The organism is Natronobiforma cellulositropha, from assembly GCF_025629245.1.
Classification (GTDB): Archaea; Halobacteriota; Halobacteria; order Halobacteriales; family Natrialbaceae; genus Natronobiforma; species Natronobiforma cellulositropha.
In genome coordinates this window covers 67,884-88,427 of sequence record NZ_JANZXN010000060.1, presented here as the reverse complement: position 1 = coordinate 88,427, position 20,544 = coordinate 67,884, and the positions used below count along the sequence as shown (strand labels likewise).

General features: G+C 67.7%; 18 protein-coding genes. 8 read left to right on the top strand and 10 right to left on the bottom strand.

What is annotated here, in order from left to right:
- Positions 1–17 precede the first annotated feature (17 nt).
- Positions 18–1,088, bottom strand: coding sequence for a DNA primase regulatory subunit PriL (gene priL / locus N0B15_RS17750; RefSeq protein WP_263021048.1), 1,071 nt, complete (start codon positions 1,086–1,088; stop codon positions 18–20).
- A gap of 98 nt (positions 1,089–1,186) precedes the next feature.
- Here priL and N0B15_RS17745 point away from each other — a divergent pair, with 98 nt between their 5' ends.
- Entirely contained in the window at positions 1,187–2,062 is an 876-nt protein-coding gene (locus N0B15_RS17745) for an alpha/beta fold hydrolase (RefSeq protein ID WP_263021047.1), read from the top strand.
- A 137-nt stretch (positions 2,063–2,199) separates the two neighbouring features.
- Here the strand turns inward: N0B15_RS17745 and N0B15_RS17740 are convergent, their stop codons facing one another.
- Positions 2,200–2,943 carry a DNA polymerase sliding clamp gene (locus N0B15_RS17740; RefSeq protein ID WP_263021046.1) on the bottom strand — a complete coding sequence of 248 codons (744 nt, stop codon included), beginning with the start codon at positions 2,941–2,943 and terminating at the stop codon, positions 2,200–2,202.
- A gap of 372 nt (positions 2,944–3,315) precedes the next feature.
- Between N0B15_RS17740 and N0B15_RS17735 the strand changes: the two genes are divergently transcribed.
- Positions 3,316–4,095, top strand: a complete 780-nt coding sequence (locus N0B15_RS17735; RefSeq protein WP_263021045.1) for a 23S rRNA (uridine(2552)-2'-O)-methyltransferase — start codon at positions 3,316–3,318, stop codon at positions 4,093–4,095.
- 12 nt (positions 4,096–4,107) lie between these two features.
- Here N0B15_RS17735 and N0B15_RS17730 read toward each other — a convergent pair whose 3' ends face one another.
- Both N0B15_RS17730 and N0B15_RS17725 read right to left on the bottom strand, forming a co-directional pair.
- The gene (locus N0B15_RS17730) at positions 4,108–4,287 is read right to left on the bottom strand and encodes a ribbon-helix-helix protein, CopG family (protein WP_263021044.1); all 180 of its coding nucleotides are present in this window, start codon (positions 4,285–4,287) and stop codon (positions 4,108–4,110) included.
- Positions 4,288–4,335: 48 nt separating this feature from the next.
- Positions 4,336–6,678 (bottom strand): twin-arginine translocase subunit TatC, encoded by a 2,343-nt coding sequence (locus N0B15_RS17725; RefSeq protein ID WP_263021043.1) that lies wholly within the window; start codon positions 6,676–6,678, stop codon positions 4,336–4,338.
- A gap of 231 nt (positions 6,679–6,909) precedes the next feature.
- Here N0B15_RS17725 and tatC point away from each other — a divergent pair, with 231 nt between their 5' ends.
- The 4 genes from tatC (at position 6,910) to N0B15_RS17705 (ending at position 13,909) form a co-directional block, all read left to right on the top strand.
- The gene (gene tatC / locus N0B15_RS17720; protein WP_263021042.1) at positions 6,910–8,004 is read left to right on the top strand and encodes a twin-arginine translocase subunit TatC; all 1,095 of its coding nucleotides are present in this window, start codon (positions 6,910–6,912) and stop codon (positions 8,002–8,004) included.
- Between the two features lie 387 nt (positions 8,005–8,391).
- A complete protein-coding gene (gene nasA / locus N0B15_RS17715) occupies positions 8,392–10,476 on the top strand; it encodes an assimilatory nitrate reductase NasA (RefSeq protein WP_317618619.1) in 2,085 nt (694 codons plus the stop codon).
- 2 nt (positions 10,477–10,478) lie between these two features.
- The gene (locus tag N0B15_RS17710; protein WP_263021040.1) at positions 10,479–11,819 is read left to right on the top strand and encodes an MFS transporter; all 1,341 of its coding nucleotides are present in this window, start codon (positions 10,479–10,481) and stop codon (positions 11,817–11,819) included.
- A gap of 329 nt (positions 11,820–12,148) precedes the next feature.
- Complete coding sequence (locus N0B15_RS17705; protein WP_263021039.1) at positions 12,149–13,909, top strand: nitrite/sulfite reductase; 1,761 nt, start codon at positions 12,149–12,151, stop codon at positions 13,907–13,909.
- Between the two features lie 140 nt (positions 13,910–14,049).
- Here the strand turns inward: N0B15_RS17705 and N0B15_RS17700 are convergent, their stop codons facing one another.
- From N0B15_RS17700 to N0B15_RS17690, 3 genes are all read right to left on the bottom strand, one after another.
- A complete protein-coding gene (locus N0B15_RS17700; RefSeq protein WP_263021038.1) occupies positions 14,050–14,460 on the bottom strand; it encodes a hypothetical protein in 411 nt (136 codons plus the stop codon).
- Between the two features lie 270 nt (positions 14,461–14,730).
- Positions 14,731–15,591, bottom strand: coding sequence for an ATP-dependent sacrificial sulfur transferase LarE (gene larE / locus N0B15_RS17695; RefSeq protein WP_263021037.1), 861 nt, complete (start codon positions 15,589–15,591; stop codon positions 14,731–14,733).
- Positions 15,592–15,628: 37 nt separating this feature from the next.
- Positions 15,629–16,933, bottom strand: coding sequence for a cytochrome P450 (locus N0B15_RS17690; RefSeq protein ID WP_263021036.1), 1,305 nt, complete (start codon positions 16,931–16,933; stop codon positions 15,629–15,631).
- An 84-nt stretch (positions 16,934–17,017) separates the two neighbouring features.
- Here N0B15_RS17690 and N0B15_RS17685 point away from each other — a divergent pair, with 84 nt between their 5' ends.
- Positions 17,018–17,674 carry a helix-turn-helix domain-containing protein gene (locus N0B15_RS17685; RefSeq protein WP_263021035.1) on the top strand — a complete coding sequence of 219 codons (657 nt, stop codon included), beginning with the start codon at positions 17,018–17,020 and terminating at the stop codon, positions 17,672–17,674.
- A gap of 128 nt (positions 17,675–17,802) precedes the next feature.
- Positions 17,803–17,961, top strand: coding sequence for a hypothetical protein (locus N0B15_RS17680; protein ID WP_263021034.1), 159 nt, complete (start codon positions 17,803–17,805; stop codon positions 17,959–17,961).
- 36 nt (positions 17,962–17,997) lie between these two features.
- Here the strand turns inward: N0B15_RS17680 and N0B15_RS17675 are convergent, their stop codons facing one another.
- The 3 genes from N0B15_RS17675 to N0B15_RS17665 all read right to left on the bottom strand — a co-directional run bounded on the left by N0B15_RS17675 (position 17,998) and on the right by N0B15_RS17665 (position 20,505).
- Complete coding sequence (locus N0B15_RS17675) at positions 17,998–18,573, bottom strand: DUF8130 domain-containing protein (protein ID WP_263021033.1); 576 nt, start codon at positions 18,571–18,573, stop codon at positions 17,998–18,000.
- Between the two features lie 132 nt (positions 18,574–18,705).
- Positions 18,706–18,903 carry a hypothetical protein gene (locus N0B15_RS17670; RefSeq protein ID WP_263021032.1) on the bottom strand — a complete coding sequence of 66 codons (198 nt, stop codon included), beginning with the start codon at positions 18,901–18,903 and terminating at the stop codon, positions 18,706–18,708.
- 54 nt (positions 18,904–18,957) lie between these two features.
- Positions 18,958–20,505 carry a SagB/ThcOx family dehydrogenase gene (locus N0B15_RS17665; RefSeq protein ID WP_263021031.1) on the bottom strand — a complete coding sequence of 516 codons (1,548 nt, stop codon included), beginning with the start codon at positions 20,503–20,505 and terminating at the stop codon, positions 18,958–18,960.
- Positions 20,506–20,544: the final 39 nt, after the last annotated feature.

Sequence of the window (20,544 nt, the reverse complement as noted above, 5' to 3'; positions counted from 1 at the left end):
GCTTTCTCCCGGCGAGGCTACGCCTCCTCGCTCTCGACGGTCTCGCGCCAGTCCTCGAGTTCGTCGTCGTCGGTCTCGTCGAGGCGACGTTCGTAGTAGGCCATCGGGTGGGGGATGCGTTCACAGAGGTCGTCTTTGTTCACACAGTCGCCGTAGGAGACCATCGTCGCACACGAGGGCGGTGAGTACTCGGTCGGGGAACTCTCCCCGCGGATGTGGTCGGTCTGATAGCGTGTCATCTCCTCGCCGAACGTCGAGTTGACGCGGTACAGTTCGACGATCTCGTCGGTGCTCATGCCGATACTCGCGAGGAAGGCGGTGATCGCGAAGCGCGAGTGGTGCGGGAGGTGTTCGCCCTTCTGGATCGCATCGAGTAGCGCCGTCATACACGGCGGAAAGAGGTCGGGGACGACGGTGTCGATCTCACGGGTCAGGTCGAGTTCGGCGAGCACCTCCTGAATCTCTTCGACGTCGTCCGTGAGCGCCTCGGCGATCGGCTCCGGCACGTCGAACGGCAGCCCCTCCTCGACGCGCTCGCGGACGGCCTCGCGGACGAGCGTCAGCAGTTCGTCCTCGTCGACGGGCACCTCGCCGCGCTCGAGCGCGCGGTTGACCAGCCGCCACTCGGACTCCCAGAGGTCGCCCGCCAGCGGGAGGTAGGCGCCGACGCCGACCTGGTAGCCCGTCTCCGTCTCCCGGACCGCTCGCTCGAGGTCGAACTCCGAGAGTAGCTCCTCGAGCGTGACGCCGCTCGTCTCGACGCTCTTGAGCTCGGTGGTGTCTTCGAAGTCGGCGACGAAGCGCTCGTAGGCCGTCGCCGCCTCCGCTCGCGCGTAGGTACGGACGAGCACGCGCTGGTCGGCGAGCGAGACGAGCACGCGTGCGACCGGGTACGAGAGCAGTTCGGTTCGCGGGTCGCGACTCGGCTCGCCGACGTCACCCTCCTCGAGCGCTGCGACGACGCGCTCGCGGGCGCGCTCGACGACGGGGCGCTCCTGTTCGACGACGGTCACCAGATCGACCGCCTGGGTGGCGACGGCGTCGCGCGCCCCCTCGAGAAACGGGTAGCGCGCGTGGAGTCGCTGCATGGCTGGCCCGGTTCTCACTCATCGGTGTTAAACACGTCGTCTCGAGCGGCCACCCGGCCGACCACGAGTTCAAGTTCCTCGCACGCGTCTGTCGGCGTATGCCGTGGGCGACCTCCGACGGAGTGGAGCTGTACTACGAACGCGACGGCGTCGATCCGAGCGACGGCGAGACCGTCGTGCTCCTCCAGACGGCCGGCGCCGGGCGCTGGCAGTGGCGACCGGTGCGCGAGGGGCTCGCCGCCGAGTTCGACGTGATCGCCCCCGACACCCGCGGGACCGGCCGTTCCGAGGACGGACTCTCGCGCGTCGTCCGTGCCCTCCCACGACGGCTCGCCGGCCCGCTGGTCCGACGGGCGTTCGCCCCCTCGCTCGACGACCTGGCCGGCGACCTCGAGACCGTCCTCGACGATGCCGGCGTTCGGTCGGCCCACCTCGTCGGTGCGGGTCTCGGTGCCACGCTCGCGCTGCGCTACGCCCTCGAGTACACGCGAGCGGCGTCGCTCACCCTCTGTGGGGCGACCCACGGCGGCGTCGACGCCGTTCCGATCCCACCCGACGTCCGCGCACAGCTCCTCGAGACGCCGCGCGGGAGGACCCGCCGCCGACAGCTCCGCGAGCGCCAGCGCCCGGCGTTCTCTGAGGCGTTCACCAACCGCAACCCCCACCTGATCGATCAGCTCCTCGAGTGGCGACTCGAGCAGGACGCAGCCGACCTCGCGGCGCTCGCCCAGCTCACGGCCTTCGAGAACGCCGACCTGGCCGACTCGCTCTGGTCGGTCCGCTGTCCGACGCTGGTGCTCCACGGCGGCGACGACCGGATCGTCCCCGCTGCGAACGGGCGCTTACTCGCCGAGAAGCTCCCCGACGCCCGTCTCGAGGTCCGCACCGACGGCTCACACCTGTTCTTCTTCGAAGATGCAGACTGGACGCTCGAGCGCCTCCGCGAGCACCTCGGCGCTCGCGTCGCCCCGTAGCCCTCGAGCGTTGTTCCCCGACGCACTCTCGAGCGTTGTTCCCCGACGTACTCTCGAGCGTTGTTCCCCGACGCACTCTCGAGCGTCGTCACTCGAGATCGTTGCGGGGTCAGAACGGTGGCGTCGTTTTCGCGTCGTCAGTCGCTCTGGATGCGCGGTGCCAGCATGTAGGTGACCTGGCCCTGTCCCTCGGCGAAGCCGTAGTGGATCTTGATCGGGAACTCCTCGCCGAGTTCGAGGGTGACCTCGGCAGCGGCGGGAATCGCCTTGTTCATGTCTTTGAGATAGTCGAGGCTGAACAGCGAGTGGGCGGGACCGAGCTGGAGGTCGATCAGTTCCGTGGTGGTCAGCTCGAGGTGGACGTCGTCGGTGTCACCCTCTGCGTCGACGTAGAAGAACTCCTCGCCCTCGTCGACGCCGAGGGCGATGTGGTCGGAGACCATGTCGGCGGCTTTCACCGAGCGGTTGATGTCTTTGCCCTCGAGGACGACCGAGGCGGGCAGGTCGAGGTCCGGAATGTCCGGCTCCTGGCGGATCGAGTCGGGGTCGATCAGCGCTAACGTGTACTCGAGTCCGTCGATCTGGATGTGGAGTTTGCGGGTCTCTTCGTCGAGTTCGAGCTGGACGAGTCCGCCGGACTCCGCCATGCCGGCGATGTCCTCGAGTCGCGATAGGTCGACGCCGATGAGACCGCCGTCGGCCTCGTAGGACTCGAAGGCGGCCGCGTCGAGCGAGAGATCGACCATCCCCACGTTGGCGGGATCGACGGCGCGAATCGTGAAGCCGTCCTCCTCGAGGTGGATCTTGCACTCGTCGACCAGCACACTCACCGAGTCGAGCGCGCTGGAGAGCGTTTCCGCGCTCACGATGGCCTTGAACATATGCGTCGGGGTACGGAGGGTCGCCATAAAAAGCCACCCTTTGTGGGCGACCGGCGTGTCGTCTCCCGAATTTCGCCGACGTCCGTTCGTTTCAGGACGCTCGATCGAGGAGACGCTGACGACCGTTCCGCGCGGCCGCTTCGCCTCGACTCGAGGTGGCCACCGTGCGGTCGACGAACGGCCGCACGAGACGCCGAGATCGCCGACTGACTGCGACCCCGACTCCACGCCGATCCGACACCACACGGGTCGTTCGACGTGTCCCGCCTCATCCGACGTACATTTCCGGGTCGACTGCGTCAACCGACGTATGAACACGACGGTATCGACGATCCGACACGGAGACGTACCCCGACGTGTGGTGACGCTCCAATGACTCGAAAGGACGACTACTACAACCGGGCGAAACAGCAGGGCTACCGGAGCCGCGCGGCGTACAAACTCCGCCAGCTCGACGATGCAGAACACCTCATCTCCGGCGGGGACACCGTCGTCGACCTCGGCGCGGCCCCCGGTGGCTGGCTCCAGGTCGCCGCCGAGCGTGTCGGTCCCCAGGGGCGCGTCGTCGGCGTCGACTTCCAGCGCATCCGTGAGTTCGACGAGTCCTACGGCGACCGCATCGAGACCGTCCGCGGCGACATGACGAACGAACGCACCCGCGAGCGCGTCACCGACACCGCAGGCGGCAGCGTCGATGTCGTCGTCTCCGACATGGCACCGAACATGTCCGGCGAGTACTCCCTCGACCAGGCGCGCTCACTCCACCTCGCGCGACTGGCGTTCGAGACCGCCCTCGAACTGCTCGCCACCGGCGGCAACTTCGCGGTCAAGGTGTTCGACGGTCCCGACGTCGACGCCCTGCGTGCCGACCTCGAAGACGAGTTCGACCACGTCCTCGCCACCAGCCCCAAGGCCTCGAGAGACGAATCCTCCGAGATCTACCTCCTCGGCATCGGCCGGCTCACCGCCCCCGTCGAGGAAGGCGAGGAACTCGAGGTCGAGATTCTCGACACCGGCACCGAGGGCGACGGCATCGCCTCCGTCGAGGGCTACCGTCTGTTCGTCCCCGACACCGAGGTGGGTGAGACCGTCACCGTGAGAATCGAGGACGTGAAACCCAACTTCGGCTTCGCGACGCGACTCGACCCCTAGGTCTCGTCCGGCTCAGTTCTCGTCCGACTCGAGGCGGTCGTGGCGCTCGTCGATCTCGTCCAGCAGGTCGAGAGTCTTCCTGATCGAGGCACGGATCGCGTCGCTTCGGTTGACGAACTTGCCGTCGTCGCCGACGTGGTCGTCGAGGTCGTCGAGCAGTTCCTGTGGGATTTCGACGCTGATCTTCGGCATGGCGGGCGGTTCGAACGCCGACGGCTTAACGACAGCCCTTCGGAGTACTCACCGGCCGAACAGCCCGGTCTCGAAACTGGGCCGCTTGCCGCCACCGCCGCCGAAGAGCCGTCCGCCCGCCGTCAGCACGTAGAGGAGGGCGAGACCGATGAGGTAGGTGATGGTGAGCGGAACCGCGAAGATGAGCATCGTGATGATCCCCGAGGGGCTGGCGAACGCCGAGATGGTGAAGATGCCGACGACGACGAAGCGCCAGCCCTCGAGCATCGTCCGGTAGCTGACGATGCCGCCGACGTGGAACAGCCCCATCGTGACGACGATGTTCATCAGGAAGCCGACGCCGACGGTGGTAAAGAGCACCAGCCAGGCGAAGTGACTGATCTGGAAGGAGACGATCATATCCGCTGCGAGTGCGTCCGAGATCAGATACGAGATCAGCGCCGGGGCGATGAAGAGGAAGCCGATCACCGTGCCGAGGAAGAAGCCGACGAGCATCGAGCCACCCCAGACGATGAACGTCCGCCGGTCGCCGTAGGCGAGACCGCGCTCTTTCATCGCGGGCCAGGCGAAGTACAGCGAGAGCGGCAGGATCGAGACGATGCCGGCGATCAGGCTCACCTTCACCTCGAAGATGAGGACCTCGACGGGGTGGAGCGCGATGACGAAGCCGCTCTGGTCGATCAGCTCTCTCGTCGATTCGGTGCCATCGAGGTCGGCACCCTTCTGCCTGGCGACCTCGACGAGGTACTCCTCTGGGATGCCGGAGGCGAACTGCTCGAGGATGATCTGCAACCCGCCGCTGTAGAGCCAGATGAACGTCCCGCCCATCACGACCATGAACAGGCCGACGAGGTAGAACATCTTCGAGGTGAGACTCTGGAAGATGAACGCGATGTCGTAGGCGTAGCCGCCGATGTCGTCTTCGGTCGTCTCCTCCTCGGTGAAGGCGTCGACGACGTCCGCGGCGGTGCTCGCAAAGAGGCTCGACTCCTCCTCGGCGTCGGCCGCCTCGGCCGCCGCGTCGCCGCCTTCTGCGCCACCGGCATCGGCGTCGGCCGCCTGGGCGTCTTCCTCGCGTTCGGCCGCCTGCGCTTGTAGGGTGTCGTAGCGGTCGAGGATCGCCTGTGCTTTCTCGCGGTCGTCGTCGTACATCGCCGTCCGCGCGTGGCCGAGCACCTCGTCTTCGTCCATCGCGAGGAACGCCTGCGGTGGGACGGCCTCGATCGCGCCCGCGTCGAGTACGTCGAGGTCGATCGCCTCCGGGTCGCCGCTTCTGACGTCGTCGATCCGGGGGTGGACCGGACTCTGGAGGACCTTGACCGTGTAGACGAGCATGAGTACGAACGCGACCCCGGCGGCGACGATGAGTCCCGCCGCGAGCGCGCCGAGTGCGCCGTGGTCGGCCGCGAGCGTCTCGAGTGTGGTCGGCCCGCCGGGCTGGAGGTACTCGGGGAGCAGCGGGTAGACCTCCTCGTCGAGCAGGTCGAAGAGGCCCGCCCAGATGGCGGCGCTCGCGACGAGTGCGGCGGCGGCGAGTGCGCCGACCGACTGGAGTGCCCGGCGTTTCATCAGCGTCGTCCCGCCGATGGCTTCGGCCGCGCCGCGGCGTCGGGTGTTGGTCAACACCTTCGCCAGCCCGAGGCTGAAGACGTAGAGGATCACCAGCGGGATGGCCCACATGATGAGCGTAAACGGGTCCGGCGGCGAGAAGAACGCGCCGAAGACGGTGATCGCGACGATAGCGTGACGCCACTTATCGCGGAAGGTCTCGTAGGGGACGACCTCGGTGTAGGCGAGCGCGCCCATGAACAGCGGCAACTGGGCTGCCAGGCCGAACGAGAACGTCAACAGCGCCATGAACTCCGTAAACTGGGTGATGCCGAAACTCGGCTTGACCCCCGCACTGACCGCGTTGGCGGCGAGGAAGTCGAACGCGTAGGGGAAGAAGACGGCGTAGGCGTAGATAATGCCGACCCAGAACAGCGTCAACGAGGTGAGGACGAAGCCGGCGACGTAGGCGCGCGAAATCGGCACTGCAGAGGTGAAGCCGCGGCGCTTGAGCGCGTCCCGAGAGTAGTAGAGCAGCGCCGGAATCGCGATGATCGCACCCACGATCAATCCGATCTTCGCCTGTAAGAGGATCACCTCGAACGGGGTCCGGGTGATGATGTCCGTTACCTCGGCGACGTTTTGGTCCATCTGGGCCTTCGCGGTCGCCTCGAGGAAGTCCCAGATCCAGAGCCGAAGGGCGTAAAAGGAGCCCAGAAAGCCGATGACGAAGACGATGAATATCTTCTGCCCGTGCGTCTGCGCGCTCGAGACGAGGGCGCCGATGCTCTCACGGCCGCTGTTGATCGCTTTGGCAGTGTCTTCGTCGAGGGCAGAGCTCATTCGATGTCTCTGGGTTACTTATATTCAGTTATCAACCTTTCGAGTCAACCACTTTTGCGCCCCGTTTCGGCCGCGTCGCGCGCCAGTACTCAGGTACGCATACAGCCGTCCTCACCGACGAGCAACCGGTAGCGGTTGCCGGTGGTGGCCCCGTCGAGGGGGAATTCTCGCCGGCGAACCCTGATCGTAAGAAAAAGGCCTATAACCAGCGGCCTATCTATATGTCGATAGATGCCGCCCGAGTCGGACGAGAGTGCGGACGTCGAGGGCTCTGAGGAGCAACGCGAAGACGCCGACAGCAGACCGCTCTCCGAGCGGTGGAACGACTCGAGCGACGACGACGCCGACGAGTCCGATGCTCCTTCCGCGGACGCGGCCGATTCGGGTTCCGACACGGACGCCGACGCTGACCCGGAATCCGAGGGAGACGACTCGAGCGACGACGCCGACGCGGACGACTCGAGTGCGGCCGCCGACACCACCAGCGCTTCGAGCGGCCGCGAGGCGAAGACCGACGGCGACGGCTACGCGCGCGACCGTCCCGCAGACGACGATCCGGAGTATCCGGACCCCGACGACGACGTCGGCGGAATCTCGACGCCGCCGGACGACCAGGAGATGCCGCTGGCCGACCACATCGAGGAGATGGTCAAGCGGCTGGCCGTGGTCACGCTGATGGCGGCGGTGGCGACGACGATCGGGATTCTCTGGGCGTCTCAGGCCATCACGTTCATCTGGGATCACGTCCTTCCGTCGGCGCTGCTCGAGCAGGACACCCGGCCCCACGTCTACCACCCGCTCGAGCTGTGGATGACGCGGATCAAAGTCGCCGCACTGCTCGGCGTCTTGGTTGCGCTCCCGGCGCTCGTCTACCAGGCCTACCGGTTCATGCGCCCGGGACTCTACCCCCACGAGCGCAAGTACTACCTCTCCGCGGTGCCGGTGAGCCTCGTGCTCGCGCTCGTCGGGATGTTCGTCTCCTTCCGGTTCGTCCTCCCGATTCTCTTCCGATACTTCACCTACTACGCCGACGGCAGCGCCGAGATCCACTACGCCCTCGGTGACACCTTCAACCTGATCATCACGCTCACGGCGTTTCTCGCCGTGGTCTTCCAGATTCCGCTGTTCATCATCCTCGCGGTGATGATGGGCGTCACCACGCGCGAGTGGCTCGCCGAGAAGCGACTGTACTTCTGGGCGGGCTTCTTCGGCCTGGCGTTCCTCGGAACGTTCGACCCGACGCTGATGGCTGCCATCCTGGTGGCGCTCATCATGATCGCCCTCTTCGAGGGGACGCTCTTGCTCCTGAAGTGGGCTGGCCGGTAGCGCGACCCGGTTCATTGTTCTTCACGTCCGCTCTGCGCCACTCGAGACGGCGGTCACTCACCCGCGCGCTCACGCTGTGACGTGACCCGGCTGTCGAGGGTGGTGAGTCGTCACATAGCACAGATCTGCTGCTCTCGGCTTGACGTTCGGTCGCTCGAGGGCCGTTCCTCGGCCATTGTATGCCCTTATACACCTCCTATCTATCCTCATATCCTCGACCTCTCCTCGAAATCCGTCCACAAGTGGACGAAATACAACGGACAGTGTTTTACCACTCCAAATTATCACACTGTACCGTGAATATGGGCACGAATCTGAACACTATCCCTGCATCGCTGGGCATCCGTCGACCTCCATCCGTGGTCGACGGCCGCGTGGGTGATCGTCGTGGGTGAGTTCGTCCCGACGACCTGTATGCGGTGTGCGGTCGGCTGTGGACACGTCCAGCGTGCCGTCGACAGCGGCTACGGTCTCGACCTCGTCAGGGGCAACCCCGAACACCCGGTCAACCGCGGTCTCGCCTGTCAGCGCGGCGTCCGCGAGACTGCCGACCCGAACGGCGAGTGGCTCACCCGACCGCTCGTCCGGCGCGACGGCGAACTCGTCCCGACGACGCTCGAGAACGCCCTCGAGCGGGCGGCCGAGGGGCTCGGCGCGGCACTCGAGTCGTCCCCGGATGCGGTCGCCGTCCTCGGCAGCGGCCAGCAGACCAACGAGGCGGCCTACGCGCTCGGGAAACTCGCTCGTGGCGGCTTCGGGACGCGCTACTACGACGCGAACACGACTCTCTGTATGGCGAGCGCCGTCGCGGCCTACTACGACGCCTTCGGCAGCGACGCGCCGCCACCGACCTACGACGATATTCCCGAGGCGCAGACGCACCTCGTCTGGGGGGCGAACCCGGCGGTCGCCCACCCGGTCATGTTCAGCTGGATCCGCCAGAGCGCGGCCGAGGAGGGGTGTGAACTGCTCGTCGTCGACCCCGTCAGGAGCGAGAGCGCGGACGTCGCAGACCACCACGTCGCGCCCGCACCCGGCGGTGACCTGGCGCTCGCACGAGCGATTCTCGCCCGTCTCGTCGGCCGGGGCGACGTCGACCGCGCGTTCGTCGACGCCCACACCGAGGGCTTCGACGACCTCCTCGAGTCGCTGCCCGACGCCGCGGCGGCGGCCGAGCAGGCGGGCGTCTCGCTCGCCGACGTCGACCGACTCGCCGCGGCGCTGGCCGACCCGACGCTCGTCTACTGGGGGATGGGCGTCAACCAGAGCGTCAACGGGACGGCGACGGCCGGTGCGCTGGTCGATCTCTGTCTGGCCAGCGGCAACCTGAAACCCGGCTCCGGGCCGTTCTCGCTGACGGGCCAGGCCAACTCGATGGGCACGCGCGTCTGCTCCTCGAAGGGAACCTGGCCGGGCCACCGGCCGTTCGACGACCCGGCTCACCGCGCGGTGGTCGCCGAGACCTGGGGGGTCCCGCTCGAGCGTCTCCCCGACGACAGCGGTCCCGGCCCGGTCGGGGTCGTCGAGGCGATCGACACCGAGGTCGAGGCGGTCTACGCCGTCGCGACGAACCCCGCCGCCGGGCTTCCGGCCGCCGCAGCCGCCCGCGAGCGACTCGAGGACGTCTTCCTCGTCGTCCAGGACGCCTTCCACAGCGAGACGGCCGAACTGGCGGACGTCGTCCTCCCGGCGGCGACCTGGGGCGAGTCCGAAGGCACCGTGATGAACATGGAGCGGACCGTCGCGCGCGTCCGTGCGGCGACGGAGACGCCCTCGGGCATCTCGACGGACCTCGAGTTGATCGGTGAACTCGCCGACCGCCTCGTCCCCGGTCTCTTCACCGAGCGCCCGGAGCCGAAACCGATCTACGAGGAGTTCCTCTCGCTCACCGAGGGGACGCCCGCCGACTGCTCGGGCATCGGCTACGAGCGACTCGAGGCCGAACTCGCGGTTCGCTGGCCCGCTCCGACGCCGACGAGCGAGGGCGGCTACCGCTACTACGACGAGGCGACCGGCTCCTGGTCGTTCCCGACGCCGTCCGGACGCGCTCGCTTCTCGAGCGGGACGGCCGAGTCGCTGCCCGAGTCGCCGTCCGAGGCGTACCCGCTGACGCTGACGACGGCGCGACTCGCCGACGCCTACAACACCGGCGTCCGCACGCGTGAGACCGAGCCGCCGGTCGCACGCGTCAGCCCCGCAACCGCACGCTCGGTCGTCGCCGAGTTCGACGAAGGGGAGGCGACCTACGCGCGGGTCGCCTCCCGGCGTGCGTCGATCCTCGCCCGGGTCGAGACCGACGACGCCATCCCCGACGGCGTCGTCTGGCTGCCGATCCACCACCCGGCGGTCAACGACCTGACCGTCCCCGAGGTCGACGACCGCTCGAGGGAGCCGAACTTCAAGCAGTGTGCGGTTCGTCTCGAGGCGGTCCGCGAACGGGACGCGAGTGCGACGGCGACGGTGAGTGCGTAACGATGAGCGAGCCAACCACCCCGTCGGCCGCCGGGGATGCGCCGATACGCGGCAGCCAGCGCCGGGCGGTCTCGGCGCTGACGTTCGCCTACTTCGTCGGCTTCGCGGGCGTCGTCGTCTACGGGCCGGTCGCCGCCGAGTTCGAGTCCGTCCTCGGGCTCTCCGGCGTCTTACTCGGCTTGCTCGTCGCCGCGCCACAGCTGACGGGGTCGCTGCTTCGCATCCCGTTCGGCGCCTGGGTCGACGACGTCGGCTCGACGAAGCCGTTCGCCATCCTCCTCGGTCTCTCCGCGGTCGGGATGGGCGGCCTGTTAGTGATCTTACTGACGGCCTACCCGAATCTCTCGATGGTCCACTACCCGATGATCTTCCTCTTCGGCTCGCTCAGCGGCTGTGGTATCGCCGCCTTCTCGGTCGGTATCGTCGACATCTCCTACTGGTACCGCTCCGAGCGCCGTGGGACGATGCTCGCGGTCTTCGCCGGACTCGGCACGACCTCGCCGGGAATCTTCACGATCATCGCGCCGTTCGCCCTCCTGACGCTCGGGCTGACGGGCACCTACGCCGCGTGGTTCGTCTTCTTACTCGTCGGGACGGCGATCTTCCTGGTCTTCGCCGTCGACTCACCGTACTTCCAGTACCGAGAGCGCGGTCTCGACGACGACGAGGCGAAACGGCGCGCCGCCGCAGACGGCCAGGAACTGTTCCCGAGCGGTGACGCACTCGAGTCGATCACACACGCCGCGACGATCCGGCGCTCGTGGCTGCTCACCGCGATGTTCTTCGTCTCCTTCGGTGGCTACCTCGCGCTCACCGTCTGGTACCCCTCCTACTGGCACAACCTCTACGGACTCGACCTCCAGACGGCGGGCATCGTCACGGCGCTCACCTTCACGCTGCTCTCGCCGCTGTTTCGCGTCTGCGGTGGCGCGATCAGCGACCGCGTCGGCGGCGAGGTGACGACGATGGTCAGCTTCGGTCTCGTCGCGCTCTCGACGCTCGCACTCGTCTCGACTCGAGACCTCACGCTCGCCATCGCCGCGACGGTGGCCCTCGGGGCCGGTCTCGGTATCGCCAGCGCCGCGATCTACCAGCTCCTCCCGACCTACGTTCCCGACGCGGTCGGCGGTGCGTCGGGGCTGGTCGGCGGTCTCGGTGGCTTCGGTGGCTTCGTCGTCCCGCCGGTTCTCGGCCTGTTCGTCGACGTCTACGGCGTCGACGGCTACGCTCACGGCTTCGTCGTCTACCTCGCCCTCGGCATCCTCGCGCTCGCGCTCGCCGCCTCCCTCTATCGCTCGAGCGAGTTCGAGCCGGTCGGGACGGCGGTTCCCGCCGACGACTGACGCGCCCGGTCCGCGTCTCCGTTCTCACCCGTCGCGGGCGAGTGCTCTCACCCCGCGACTCCCGGCCGGCCGCTCACTGTCCGATCGATACGTGTTCAGTTCCGACCACCGTCTGTGCCGCCACGCTGGCCGAAGAACACCTTCGAGAGGATAATACGTCCTTATACATCGGACGGAGCGGCGGATATCGGCGTCTGAAACGGCTATTTGTAAACGATTAGGGTTATATTGAACACTCTCGTGAGGTTGTACCGTGAAATTTGCTATGTACGCATCGAATTTCGGGCGTATGTGCGACGACCGTCCAATCGGGTCTGAGGTGAGTTGCGATGGTGCATAAGAAAGAGGAGTACAAAGAGTCGTGTTACGGCGACGAGGTCCGCGAACACATCCTCGAGTTCGCCGAGGAGGGCTTCGAGGCGATCCCCGAGGAGGAGTACGACGAGTGGTTCACCCGCTTCAAGTTCTGGGGACTGTTCCACCAGCGCACCGGCCAGGAGTCGTACTTCATGATGCGCCTGACCAACGCGAACGGACTCCTCCCACCGGGACAGCTCCGCGCCATCGCCGAGGTCGCCCGCGACTACGCGACCGGCCCGGCCGAGAACCCCGAGTTCGGCAACGGCTGGATGGACCTCACGACGCGCCAGTCGGTCCAGCTCCACTGGCTGAAACTCGAGGACGTACCGGCCGTCTGGGAGCACCTCGAAGCGGCGGGCGTCTCGAGTCGCTCCGCCGGCGGTGACACGATGCGCAACATCTCCGGCTGTGCGCTCGCCGGAAAGGCCGAGGAGTACGTCGACTCCCTGCCGCTGCTCGAGCGCTTCCAGGAGGAACTGCGAGGCGACGACGCGCTCGCGAACATGCCCCGGAAGTTCAACATCAGCGTGACGAGCATGAAAGACGGCAGCGCCCAGGACGCGATCAACGACATCGGGTTCGAGGCTGCCCGGAAAGAGATCGACGGCGAGACGGTCAAGGGCTTTAACGTCCGCGCCGGTGGCGGTACCGGTGGCCGCCAGCCGCGTGCGGCCCGTCCGCTCGACATCTTCGTCACGCCCGAGCAGGCCTACGAGGTCGGCCGCGCGTTCGTCCAGCTCTACCACGACGAGGGCAACCGCACCACGCGCGCGAAGAACCGCGCTCGCTTCTTCGTCGACGACTGGGGCACCGAGAAGATTCGCGAGGTCCTCCAGGAGGAGTACGTCGACTTCGACCTCGAGACGGCGGGCGAGGACTTCCGCGAGGAGTACACCTACAACGCGGGCCGCCCGCCAGGTGACGGCCGCGGCGACTACGTCGGCGTCGGCGACCAGCGCGACGGCAAGAAGTACGTCGGGCTGAGCGTCCCGGTCGGCCGGCTTCCCGCCGAGGACGCCATCGGACTCGCCGACCTCGCCGACGAGTACGGCTCCGGTGAGGTGCGTCTGACCCGCCGTCAGAACCTCATCATCACCGACGTTCCCGAGGACCGTCTCGAGGACTTACTCGCAGAGCCCTTACTCGGTGAGTACCAGCCCGAGCCCAACCCGTTCGACCGGGGTGCGGTCGCCTGCACCGGGACGGAGTTCTGTAACCTCGCGCTGACGGAGACGAAAGCGCGCATGGCTCGGATGCTGCGCTGGCTCCACGCCAACGTCGACCTCCCCGACGACGTCGAGCACATCCACATGCACTACTCGGGGTGTACGGCCGACTGCGGGCAGGCGATGACCGCCGACATCGGTCTCCAGGGGATGCGTGCGCGCAAGAACGACCAGATGGTCGAGGCGTTCGACATCGGCGTCGGCGGCGGCATCGGCGAGAACCCCGCCTTCGTCGAGTGGGTCGCCCAGCGCGTCCCGGCCGACGAGGCACCCGCTGCGATCAAGAGCATCCTCGACGCCTTCGCTGCCCACCGTGAGGAGGGTCAGAGCTTCCGCCAGTGGGTCGAGGCGACCGGCACCGAGACCATCGTCGAGCTCTGTGAACCCGCGGAGACGGACTTCGAAGCGCCGTACATGACCGACAACAAACAGGCCTGGTACCCCTTCGACGAGACCGAGAGCGCGGCCGACGCGGTCTCGAGTCCCGCGCCGTCGGACGACTGAGCGGGGCGGCTCGGCCGGATGCGGACGCGGGACGTTCGCCCGCCTCGAGCCACGGCATTCGCTCGAGTGTGCTTCGACGTCCCGTGGTCGTGTGGCTGTGACGCGTAGGGGACCAGATTCTCTCAGTTCGTCTCGAGCGCCTAGCTGCGGCGCTCGTCGATACCCTCGACGCCGACGCCCGGTGGGGCGTCCTGCGTTCCGGTCGCTTTCGTCCGGTCGAAGGCGTACTCGAGGGCGTCCTCGAGACTGCCGGGACCGTCGTAGGCGGCCGAGAACAGGTCCATGAACCGGACGGCGAGTGAGAGACAGCGGTCGAACGTCAGCACCTGTCTGACGTGAACCGTCTCGGCGAACTCGAGTCCGGGGTAGGCGGTCGCCTGGAGTGTGTATCCTGGTACGTCGTCGCCGTCGAGCGACGCGGGGGCGATTCGAAGGCGGAGGTCGCCGGAGTCGTGGAGGTAGATCGCGTACTGGCGTTCGTGGTCGCTGTCTGCGGGGGTGTACGTCCGGCGCTGGTCCTGTTGCCACTCCGATGGGACGTCATCAGCCATCGGTGACCGGTACGCACCCTGGGGTGACGATCGTATGGTAAGGCGCAATATTTCTCCACACTCTTCGTATTTCTTTACTTCCTGCGAGTTGTGCGGCTGACGACCTCGTCGAAGTAGTGTGATTGTTCGATTTCTCCCCCGTTCGGTCGACACCTCCGCAGGAGGTCGCTCCCGTCTCGCGGTTCGCATCGCTGTATCGACTGGCTATGGCCACTGTCCTCTCCGTTCGGGAACGTGTGTAAAAACCGTCAGTTAGTCGTCGGTGCCGGTTCAGTCGTCGCTCTTCGGGTACTCGACGCTGAAGACGTCCTCGACGAGTGGCTCGCTCGCGGGGCTGACGCTGCCGGTCCGGTAGCCGTGGAGGTCGAGGGTGACGTGTTCGAACCCGAGTGCCGAGAGTGCCTCGCGTGTCTCGCGGACGAACGCGACCTCGAGTGCGCGTTCGATCTCTTCGGGGGCGAGTTCGATCCGCGCGAGACCGTCGTGGTCGCGGACGCGAAAGCCGGTAAATCCACGCTCTCTGAGGTAGGCTTCGGCCCGCTCGACCCGCGAGAGGCGGCCTTCGGTGACCGCTAGCCCGGTCGGGATGCGCGAGGAGAGACACGCCATCGCGGGCTTGTCGGCCACCGAGAGGCCGTAGTGGTCCGCGATCTTACGCACCTCGTCTTTCGAGATGCCGTGGGCGAGCAGCGGCGAGTAGACGTCGAGTTCCTCGACCGCGCGCAGTCCGGGCCGGTGGTCGGCGCTCGGGTCGTCGGCGTTCGTCCCGTCACAGACCGTCTCGATACCCAGTTCGCGGGCGCGCTCGAGCATCTTCCCGAGGCGCATCGTCCGGCAGTGGTAGCACCGGTCGCCGTCGTTCGCGACGAACGCGTCGCTCTCGAGTTCGGAGAACGCGACGACTTCGTGGCGGATGCCGATCTCGTCTGCGACGCGTCGCGCGTCCTCGAGTTCGGCTTCGGGGAGCGTCTCGCTCTTGGCGGTACAGGCGACTGCCCGCTCGCCGAGGGCGTCGTGGGCGAGCGCCGCGACGACGCTCGAGTCGACGCCGCCGGAGAACGCGATCAGGACGCCGTCGTACCCCGCGAGGTCTTCGCGGGCGGTCTCGAGTTTCGCCTCGACCGTAGTCATTGGGCCGTCTTCGGCCCGCGTCGCCAAAAGTGCGTTGTCACCGGCGGATCCGGAGCGGGACGGGACCGGCGGGGCGGGCGGTCAACGCCGGCGTCGGTTCGATGGCGGTCTCGGCCGTCGCCTCGAGCGAGACCGCCCGGAGGACCGTCGCGACCACCAGGCGGAGCTCGAGCAGCGCGAACCGGCGGCCGATACACGCGCGCTCGCCGCCGCCGAAGGGCATGTAGGCGTACTCCGGGCGCTCCGGGCCGTCCTCGAGCCAGCGGTCGGGACGGAACGCGTGTGGCTCGTCGTAGGTGCGCTCGTCGCGGTGGTAGGCCCACTGTGGGAGGACGACTCGCGTGCCGGTGGGAATCTCGTAGCCGGCGACGGTGTCCGTCTCGACCGTCTGGCGGTAGAGCAGGTACGTCGGCGGATACAGCCGGAGCGCCTCGCGAACCACGCGGTCGGTGAGCGCCAGTGGCGTCGTCGGGGTGAGCGTCTCCGGTTCGCGAACCTCCTGGCGCACTCGCGCCTGTTCGGCCGGATGGAGCGCGAGCAGTGCGAGCGTGTACGTCAGCGCGACGGCGGTCGTCTCGTGGCCCGCCAGGAGGACGGTCACGAGGTGATCTCGCACCGCGTCGTCCTCGAGCGTGCCGTCGTCGGCGGCCGACAGCAGCGTCGAACAGAGGTCGTCGTCTCCTCCCCGGTCGCCGCTGCGCTTGCGCGCGAGGAGGCGCTCGACGATTCCGTCGATCGATTCGACGGCGCGTCGGTACCGTCGGTTGGCGGGCGTCGGCACCCAGAGCGGCACCTCGACGGGGACGCGCGAGGGTTCGAACCGGGCGGTGATCGCGTCGACCGCCTCGCCGAGCAGCCGTGCCTCGTCGAGGCGCTCGAGACCGAACATCGTGGCGGCGATACTCGAGAGCGCGATATCGGTCGAACTCGCGTAGGCGTCGACGCGCTCGCCGTCGGTCCAGCCGGCGACGGTTCGCTCGGCGATCTCGAGAATCTCCTCGCCGTAGGCCTGTACTCGCCCGGGGTAGAACGCCGGCTGGACCTGCTCGCGGCCGCGTTGCCAGGTCTCCCCGCGGGCGGTGAGCAGCCCCTCGCCGAGTAACTCGCCGAGGAGGTCTCGCTCGCGTGGATCCTTCCCGTAGCGCGTTCGTTCCGTGACGAACACCCGTTCTGCCAGCGTCGCGTCGGCGTAACAGACGAACGAGTGGCCGGGGATCGAGACCCGGAAGACGGGTCCGTACTCGCGGGCCGCCCGTTCGACGAACGCGAAGGGGTCGCGCCCGACCGCCAGGGCGTTTCCGATCACCGGAAGCCGTTCGGGCGTCGGTATCGACTCGCTCATGGGCGTCTCTCGAGTCGCCTCGACGCTGGTTCTGGTGCCGGTCCACACCGGTAGTTTATACGATCGGCCCGCGCACTGTCTCGCGTGAAGTACGCTCGCGTGCGCCTCTCCCCGTTCGCCACCGTCGACGAGACGACGCCGATCACGAGACTCGCCGCCACGGAGGGTGTCGACGCCGTCTCTCTGCTCGCCGGCGGCGTCGAGGCGGGCGACGTCCCGACGTACACCCTCTCGGTCGAGGCGAGTGACGAACTCGTCCGCGAGGTCCTCGAGTCGGACCCGGACGTGCTCGCGTTCGACCTCTCGAGTGTCGACGCCGAGGGCGTCTACGCCTACGTCCGGTTTCGCGCGCCGCCGGCCGTCGGCCACGTTCGCGAGCACCTGACCCGTGACAGTCTGGTCGTCCTCCTGCCGGTCGCCTTCCTCGCCGACGGCTCGATCGAACTCACCGTCGTCGGGAGTCGTACGGACCTCGCGGACGCACTCGAGGACCCGCCCGAAGGCGTCGGGGTGACGGTGCTCGAACTCGGTCCCTTCCACGGACGCGCCGGCCATCCGAGCGGTCCGCTCACCGAGCGCCAGCTCGAGGTGGTCCGCGTCGCCTTCGAACTCGGCTACTACGAGACGCCGCGGCGGGCCGACCACGAGGCGGTCGCCGCGGCGCTCGAGTGTTCGACGAGTACGGTGAGCGAACACCTCCGGAAGGCCGAGGCACGCCTCGTCGCCGCGCTGTTCGAGTGATCGGACCACGGCTCGAGCCCGGCGTACACGCCCTCTCACTCTCGAGCGGGGGTTCGATCAGACATCTACGCACGAGTAAATAATGATTAATAGTGAACTTTATAGTGGTCGCCGCTGTGGGCCTAGCCATGCCTGCGTGCAACCTGTGCAGACGGCAGATCGAACCCCGAACCGACCTGCGACGCTGTGAGTGTGGTCTCGTGATGCACGAGCGGTGTGCCGAGAAGCACCGTCGGCTCTGTCCGGTCCACGGTGAGGACCGCTGGGTCGCCGCGCTCGAGCGGTGAGGCTGCGTGTGCGCGTCTCCGGGCGCGGGTCGAGTATCAGCGTGTTTCGAGAGCGAACTCGAGACGGTACTCGAGCGGCCGCAACGAACCCGGTGCGCCCGGATCACCGTCCGGTCCGTACTCGAGCCAGCCGTCGACGGCGAACGCACCGGCGCGTATCCCGGCGGCGTCTGCGTGAATCACGTAGGTGTCGCTCACGACCTCGTGTGGCTCGAGCGAGCGGCGAATTTGCAGGTCGTGCCAGGAGTGGACCTCGGTGTCCGCCGTCTGGACGTTGCGGCTGTCGGCGTAGCTGTCTGACCAGAGGAGGAGTCCGTCAGCGACCGTCTCACCCGTGTAGAGGACGCCGAACGGCAACACCGGCCCGTTCGCGATGGCGACCGGCTCCTCGCTCGCGTTCTCGACGGCGAGTTCGAGTCGGCCGGGCGAGTCGGTCTCGACCGTCGCCGACTCGAGGTCGGCGTGCAGACGGAGCGGTCCCGTCGAGCCGGTGATCGCCACGTCTCGAATCCGGTACGTACGCCTCCTGCGGAGGACTCCGGGGACGGCGTACGCGGTGGCAGCCAGCCCGGCGGCGGCTCCCGTTCCAGCCAGTATGGACCGGCGGTTCATCCTGTCTCTGCGTATCTCGCGCCCGGAAATAAGTATTCGCTACACTGAGTATTCTCGCACAGAACCACCGGATACCGTCGGTGGACGCTCCGAACCGCACGACTCGCTCTTCTGGCTGTGTCTCTGTGGTGTCTACCGGCGCAGCAGTTTCACGACGCCCTGGGCGGCCATCCCGAGGACGGCCCACTTCCAGGCGACCGCGGCGACGCCGAGTAAGACCGCCGCTCGTACGCGTCGGCCGTGGTCGAACGCCCGTTTCGCCTCGACGAGCACGGAGAGGACGGTGAGACTCCGGGTCGCCTTCGAGCCGAGCAGTCGGGTGAGTGCCATACCTGTCCTCGGCGCGCCGACGGGATAACCCCGAGGCCGGACCTCGCAAGCGTCTCAGGCCGGGTGGCCCAGCGCGTAGCAGAACATCGGGGCCGCGTCGCTCGCGTGTGGGGCGACGAACTCACCGACGACCTCGTCGTAGAACGTCAGCCCCGTCCCGCCGAGGTCGCGGTGGGCGTAGGTCGACAGGTAGAGCCGTCCCGCCGCCAGCGCGGCCTCGAGCTGGGCCACCCGGTAGCCACGCTCGCCGAGGGCGTCGACGACGCTCGGCAGGTCCGCCAGGAAGTAGACGGTGACGGCGGCGTCCGCACCGAGTCGCTGGTCCAGTGCGAGGTGGCCCGCCTCCTCGCGGACCGACCCCGAACGCAGGCGCTCGAGTTCGCCGTCGACCGCCCAGTAGCGGTAGACGCCGGGCTCGAGCCCCTCGACGGCGTTGACGACGAGGTAGGCGTCGACGAATGTCAGCGCCACGTCGTCGGGCCGTCTGACGTCCATCGGCGTCCCCCGGAGCGCACGCTCGAGCACCGTCGAGAGTTTCCGGAAGCTGATCGGCTCGCGGGTAAACTCGCGGGCGGAGCCACGCCGGTCGACCGTCGCGCCGAGTGGCCGGCTCGAGGCGGTCTCGTGGTCGACTGGCTCGAGCGGGATGCGCTCGCCGTCGCTCGCCGCCGGCGGCCGGGTGGTGATCGTCCCGGCGGGCCGATCCTCACGCCACGCCGAGACCGCGTGTTCCTCGAGTGTGCCCGCCTCCCAGGTCTCGTAGATCAGGGGGAACTCGCGCTCGTTCGCCGAGAGCGGTTCCGTCTCGGGGTCGATCGGTTCGACTGTCGGCTGTGACTCGGCGCGCGGTGTACCGGAGCCGACGCGAACCACCTCGAGCGGCGCTTCGCGCCGGGGGTCGAGACCCAGCAGGTCGGCAACGGTGTGGTCGTCGAAGCCGGTGATCACGTCGGCGCGGTACTCGAGCGCGTGGGCGCTCGCGAGCAGGTTCGCGAGGACGGTCCCCGAGTCCCAGAAGGCGTGGCGGAAGGTCCGTTCGCGGTACTTCCAGGCGTTTCGCCACCAGGTCGAGGTGGCGACGACCGACAGCGGTGCGGTCGCGACGCCGCCGTGGTCGCAGGCCGCCGCCAGCACGCCGCGGTACTCGCCGCGTCTGAGCACGTCGAGGGCGTCCGTCCGCGGGTCGTAGTGGTAGACGCCCGCCTCGAGCGCGTCACCCGCCTCCTCGCCGAGGTCGCCACAGACGACGTAGAGGTCGACGTGGTACAGCGCGCCGGTCGCCGCTGCCGCGCGAAACCGGTGGCGCTCGCCGTAGCGCTCGAGTTCGGTCGTGATCCCGTTCGCGTAGTGACAGAGCGTCGCGAGCGTCTCGAGGTCGACACTCGAGTCCCGGCCACAGACGCCGTTCGGCGTCGACTCGGCGACCGCCTCGAGCGCTGGCGTCGTGGGCGGTGTCGGCTCCGGGAGGGTAACGCGCTCGAGGCCGCGGTAGACTTTCGCTGCGCGTGGCTTGTTCTCGAAGTCGAGGCGGTGGCCGCCCTCGCGTACGCTCTCGGGCGAGTGGTTCGTCCGCTCGTGGTAGGCGAGCGCCGTCGAATGCATACCCGCTCTTACGACGCGTCGGGACTAAAGGGACGGGAG

Excerpts from the sequence above, each read along its gene's own strand:
- priL (WP_263021048.1), bottom strand. The coding sequence starts at position 1,088 with ATGCAGCGACTCCACGCGCGCTACCCGTTTCTCGAGGGGGCGCGCGAC.
- N0B15_RS17745 (WP_263021047.1), top strand. The coding sequence starts at position 1,187 with ATGCCGTGGGCGACCTCCGACGGAGTGGAGCTGTACTACGAACGCGAC.
- N0B15_RS17740 (WP_263021046.1), bottom strand. The coding sequence starts at position 2,943 with ATGTTCAAGGCCATCGTGAGCGCGGAAACGCTCTCCAGCGCGCTCGAC.
- N0B15_RS17735 (WP_263021045.1), top strand. The coding sequence starts at position 3,316 with ATGACTCGAAAGGACGACTACTACAACCGGGCGAAACAGCAGGGCTAC.
- N0B15_RS17730 (WP_263021044.1), bottom strand. The coding sequence starts at position 4,287 with ATGCCGAAGATCAGCGTCGAAATCCCACAGGAACTGCTCGACGACCTC.
- N0B15_RS17725 (WP_263021043.1), bottom strand. The coding sequence starts at position 6,678 with ATGAGCTCTGCCCTCGACGAAGACACTGCCAAAGCGATCAACAGCGGC.
- tatC (WP_263021042.1), top strand. The coding sequence starts at position 6,910 with ATGCCGCCCGAGTCGGACGAGAGTGCGGACGTCGAGGGCTCTGAGGAG.
- N0B15_RS17710 (WP_263021040.1), top strand. The coding sequence starts at position 10,479 with ATGAGCGAGCCAACCACCCCGTCGGCCGCCGGGGATGCGCCGATACGC.
- N0B15_RS17705 (WP_263021039.1), top strand. The coding sequence starts at position 12,149 with ATGGTGCATAAGAAAGAGGAGTACAAAGAGTCGTGTTACGGCGACGAG.
- N0B15_RS17700 (WP_263021038.1), bottom strand. The coding sequence starts at position 14,460 with ATGGCTGATGACGTCCCATCGGAGTGGCAACAGGACCAGCGCCGGACG.
- larE (WP_263021037.1), bottom strand. The coding sequence starts at position 15,591 with ATGACTACGGTCGAGGCGAAACTCGAGACCGCCCGCGAAGACCTCGCG.
- N0B15_RS17690 (WP_263021036.1), bottom strand. The coding sequence starts at position 16,933 with ATGAGCGAGTCGATACCGACGCCCGAACGGCTTCCGGTGATCGGAAAC.
- N0B15_RS17680 (WP_263021034.1), top strand. The coding sequence starts at position 17,803 with ATGCCTGCGTGCAACCTGTGCAGACGGCAGATCGAACCCCGAACCGAC.
- N0B15_RS17675 (WP_263021033.1), bottom strand. The coding sequence starts at position 18,573 with ATGAACCGCCGGTCCATACTGGCTGGAACGGGAGCCGCCGCCGGGCTG.
- N0B15_RS17670 (WP_263021032.1), bottom strand. The coding sequence starts at position 18,903 with ATGGCACTCACCCGACTGCTCGGCTCGAAGGCGACCCGGAGTCTCACC.
- N0B15_RS17665 (WP_263021031.1), bottom strand. The coding sequence starts at position 20,505 with ATGCATTCGACGGCGCTCGCCTACCACGAGCGGACGAACCACTCGCCC.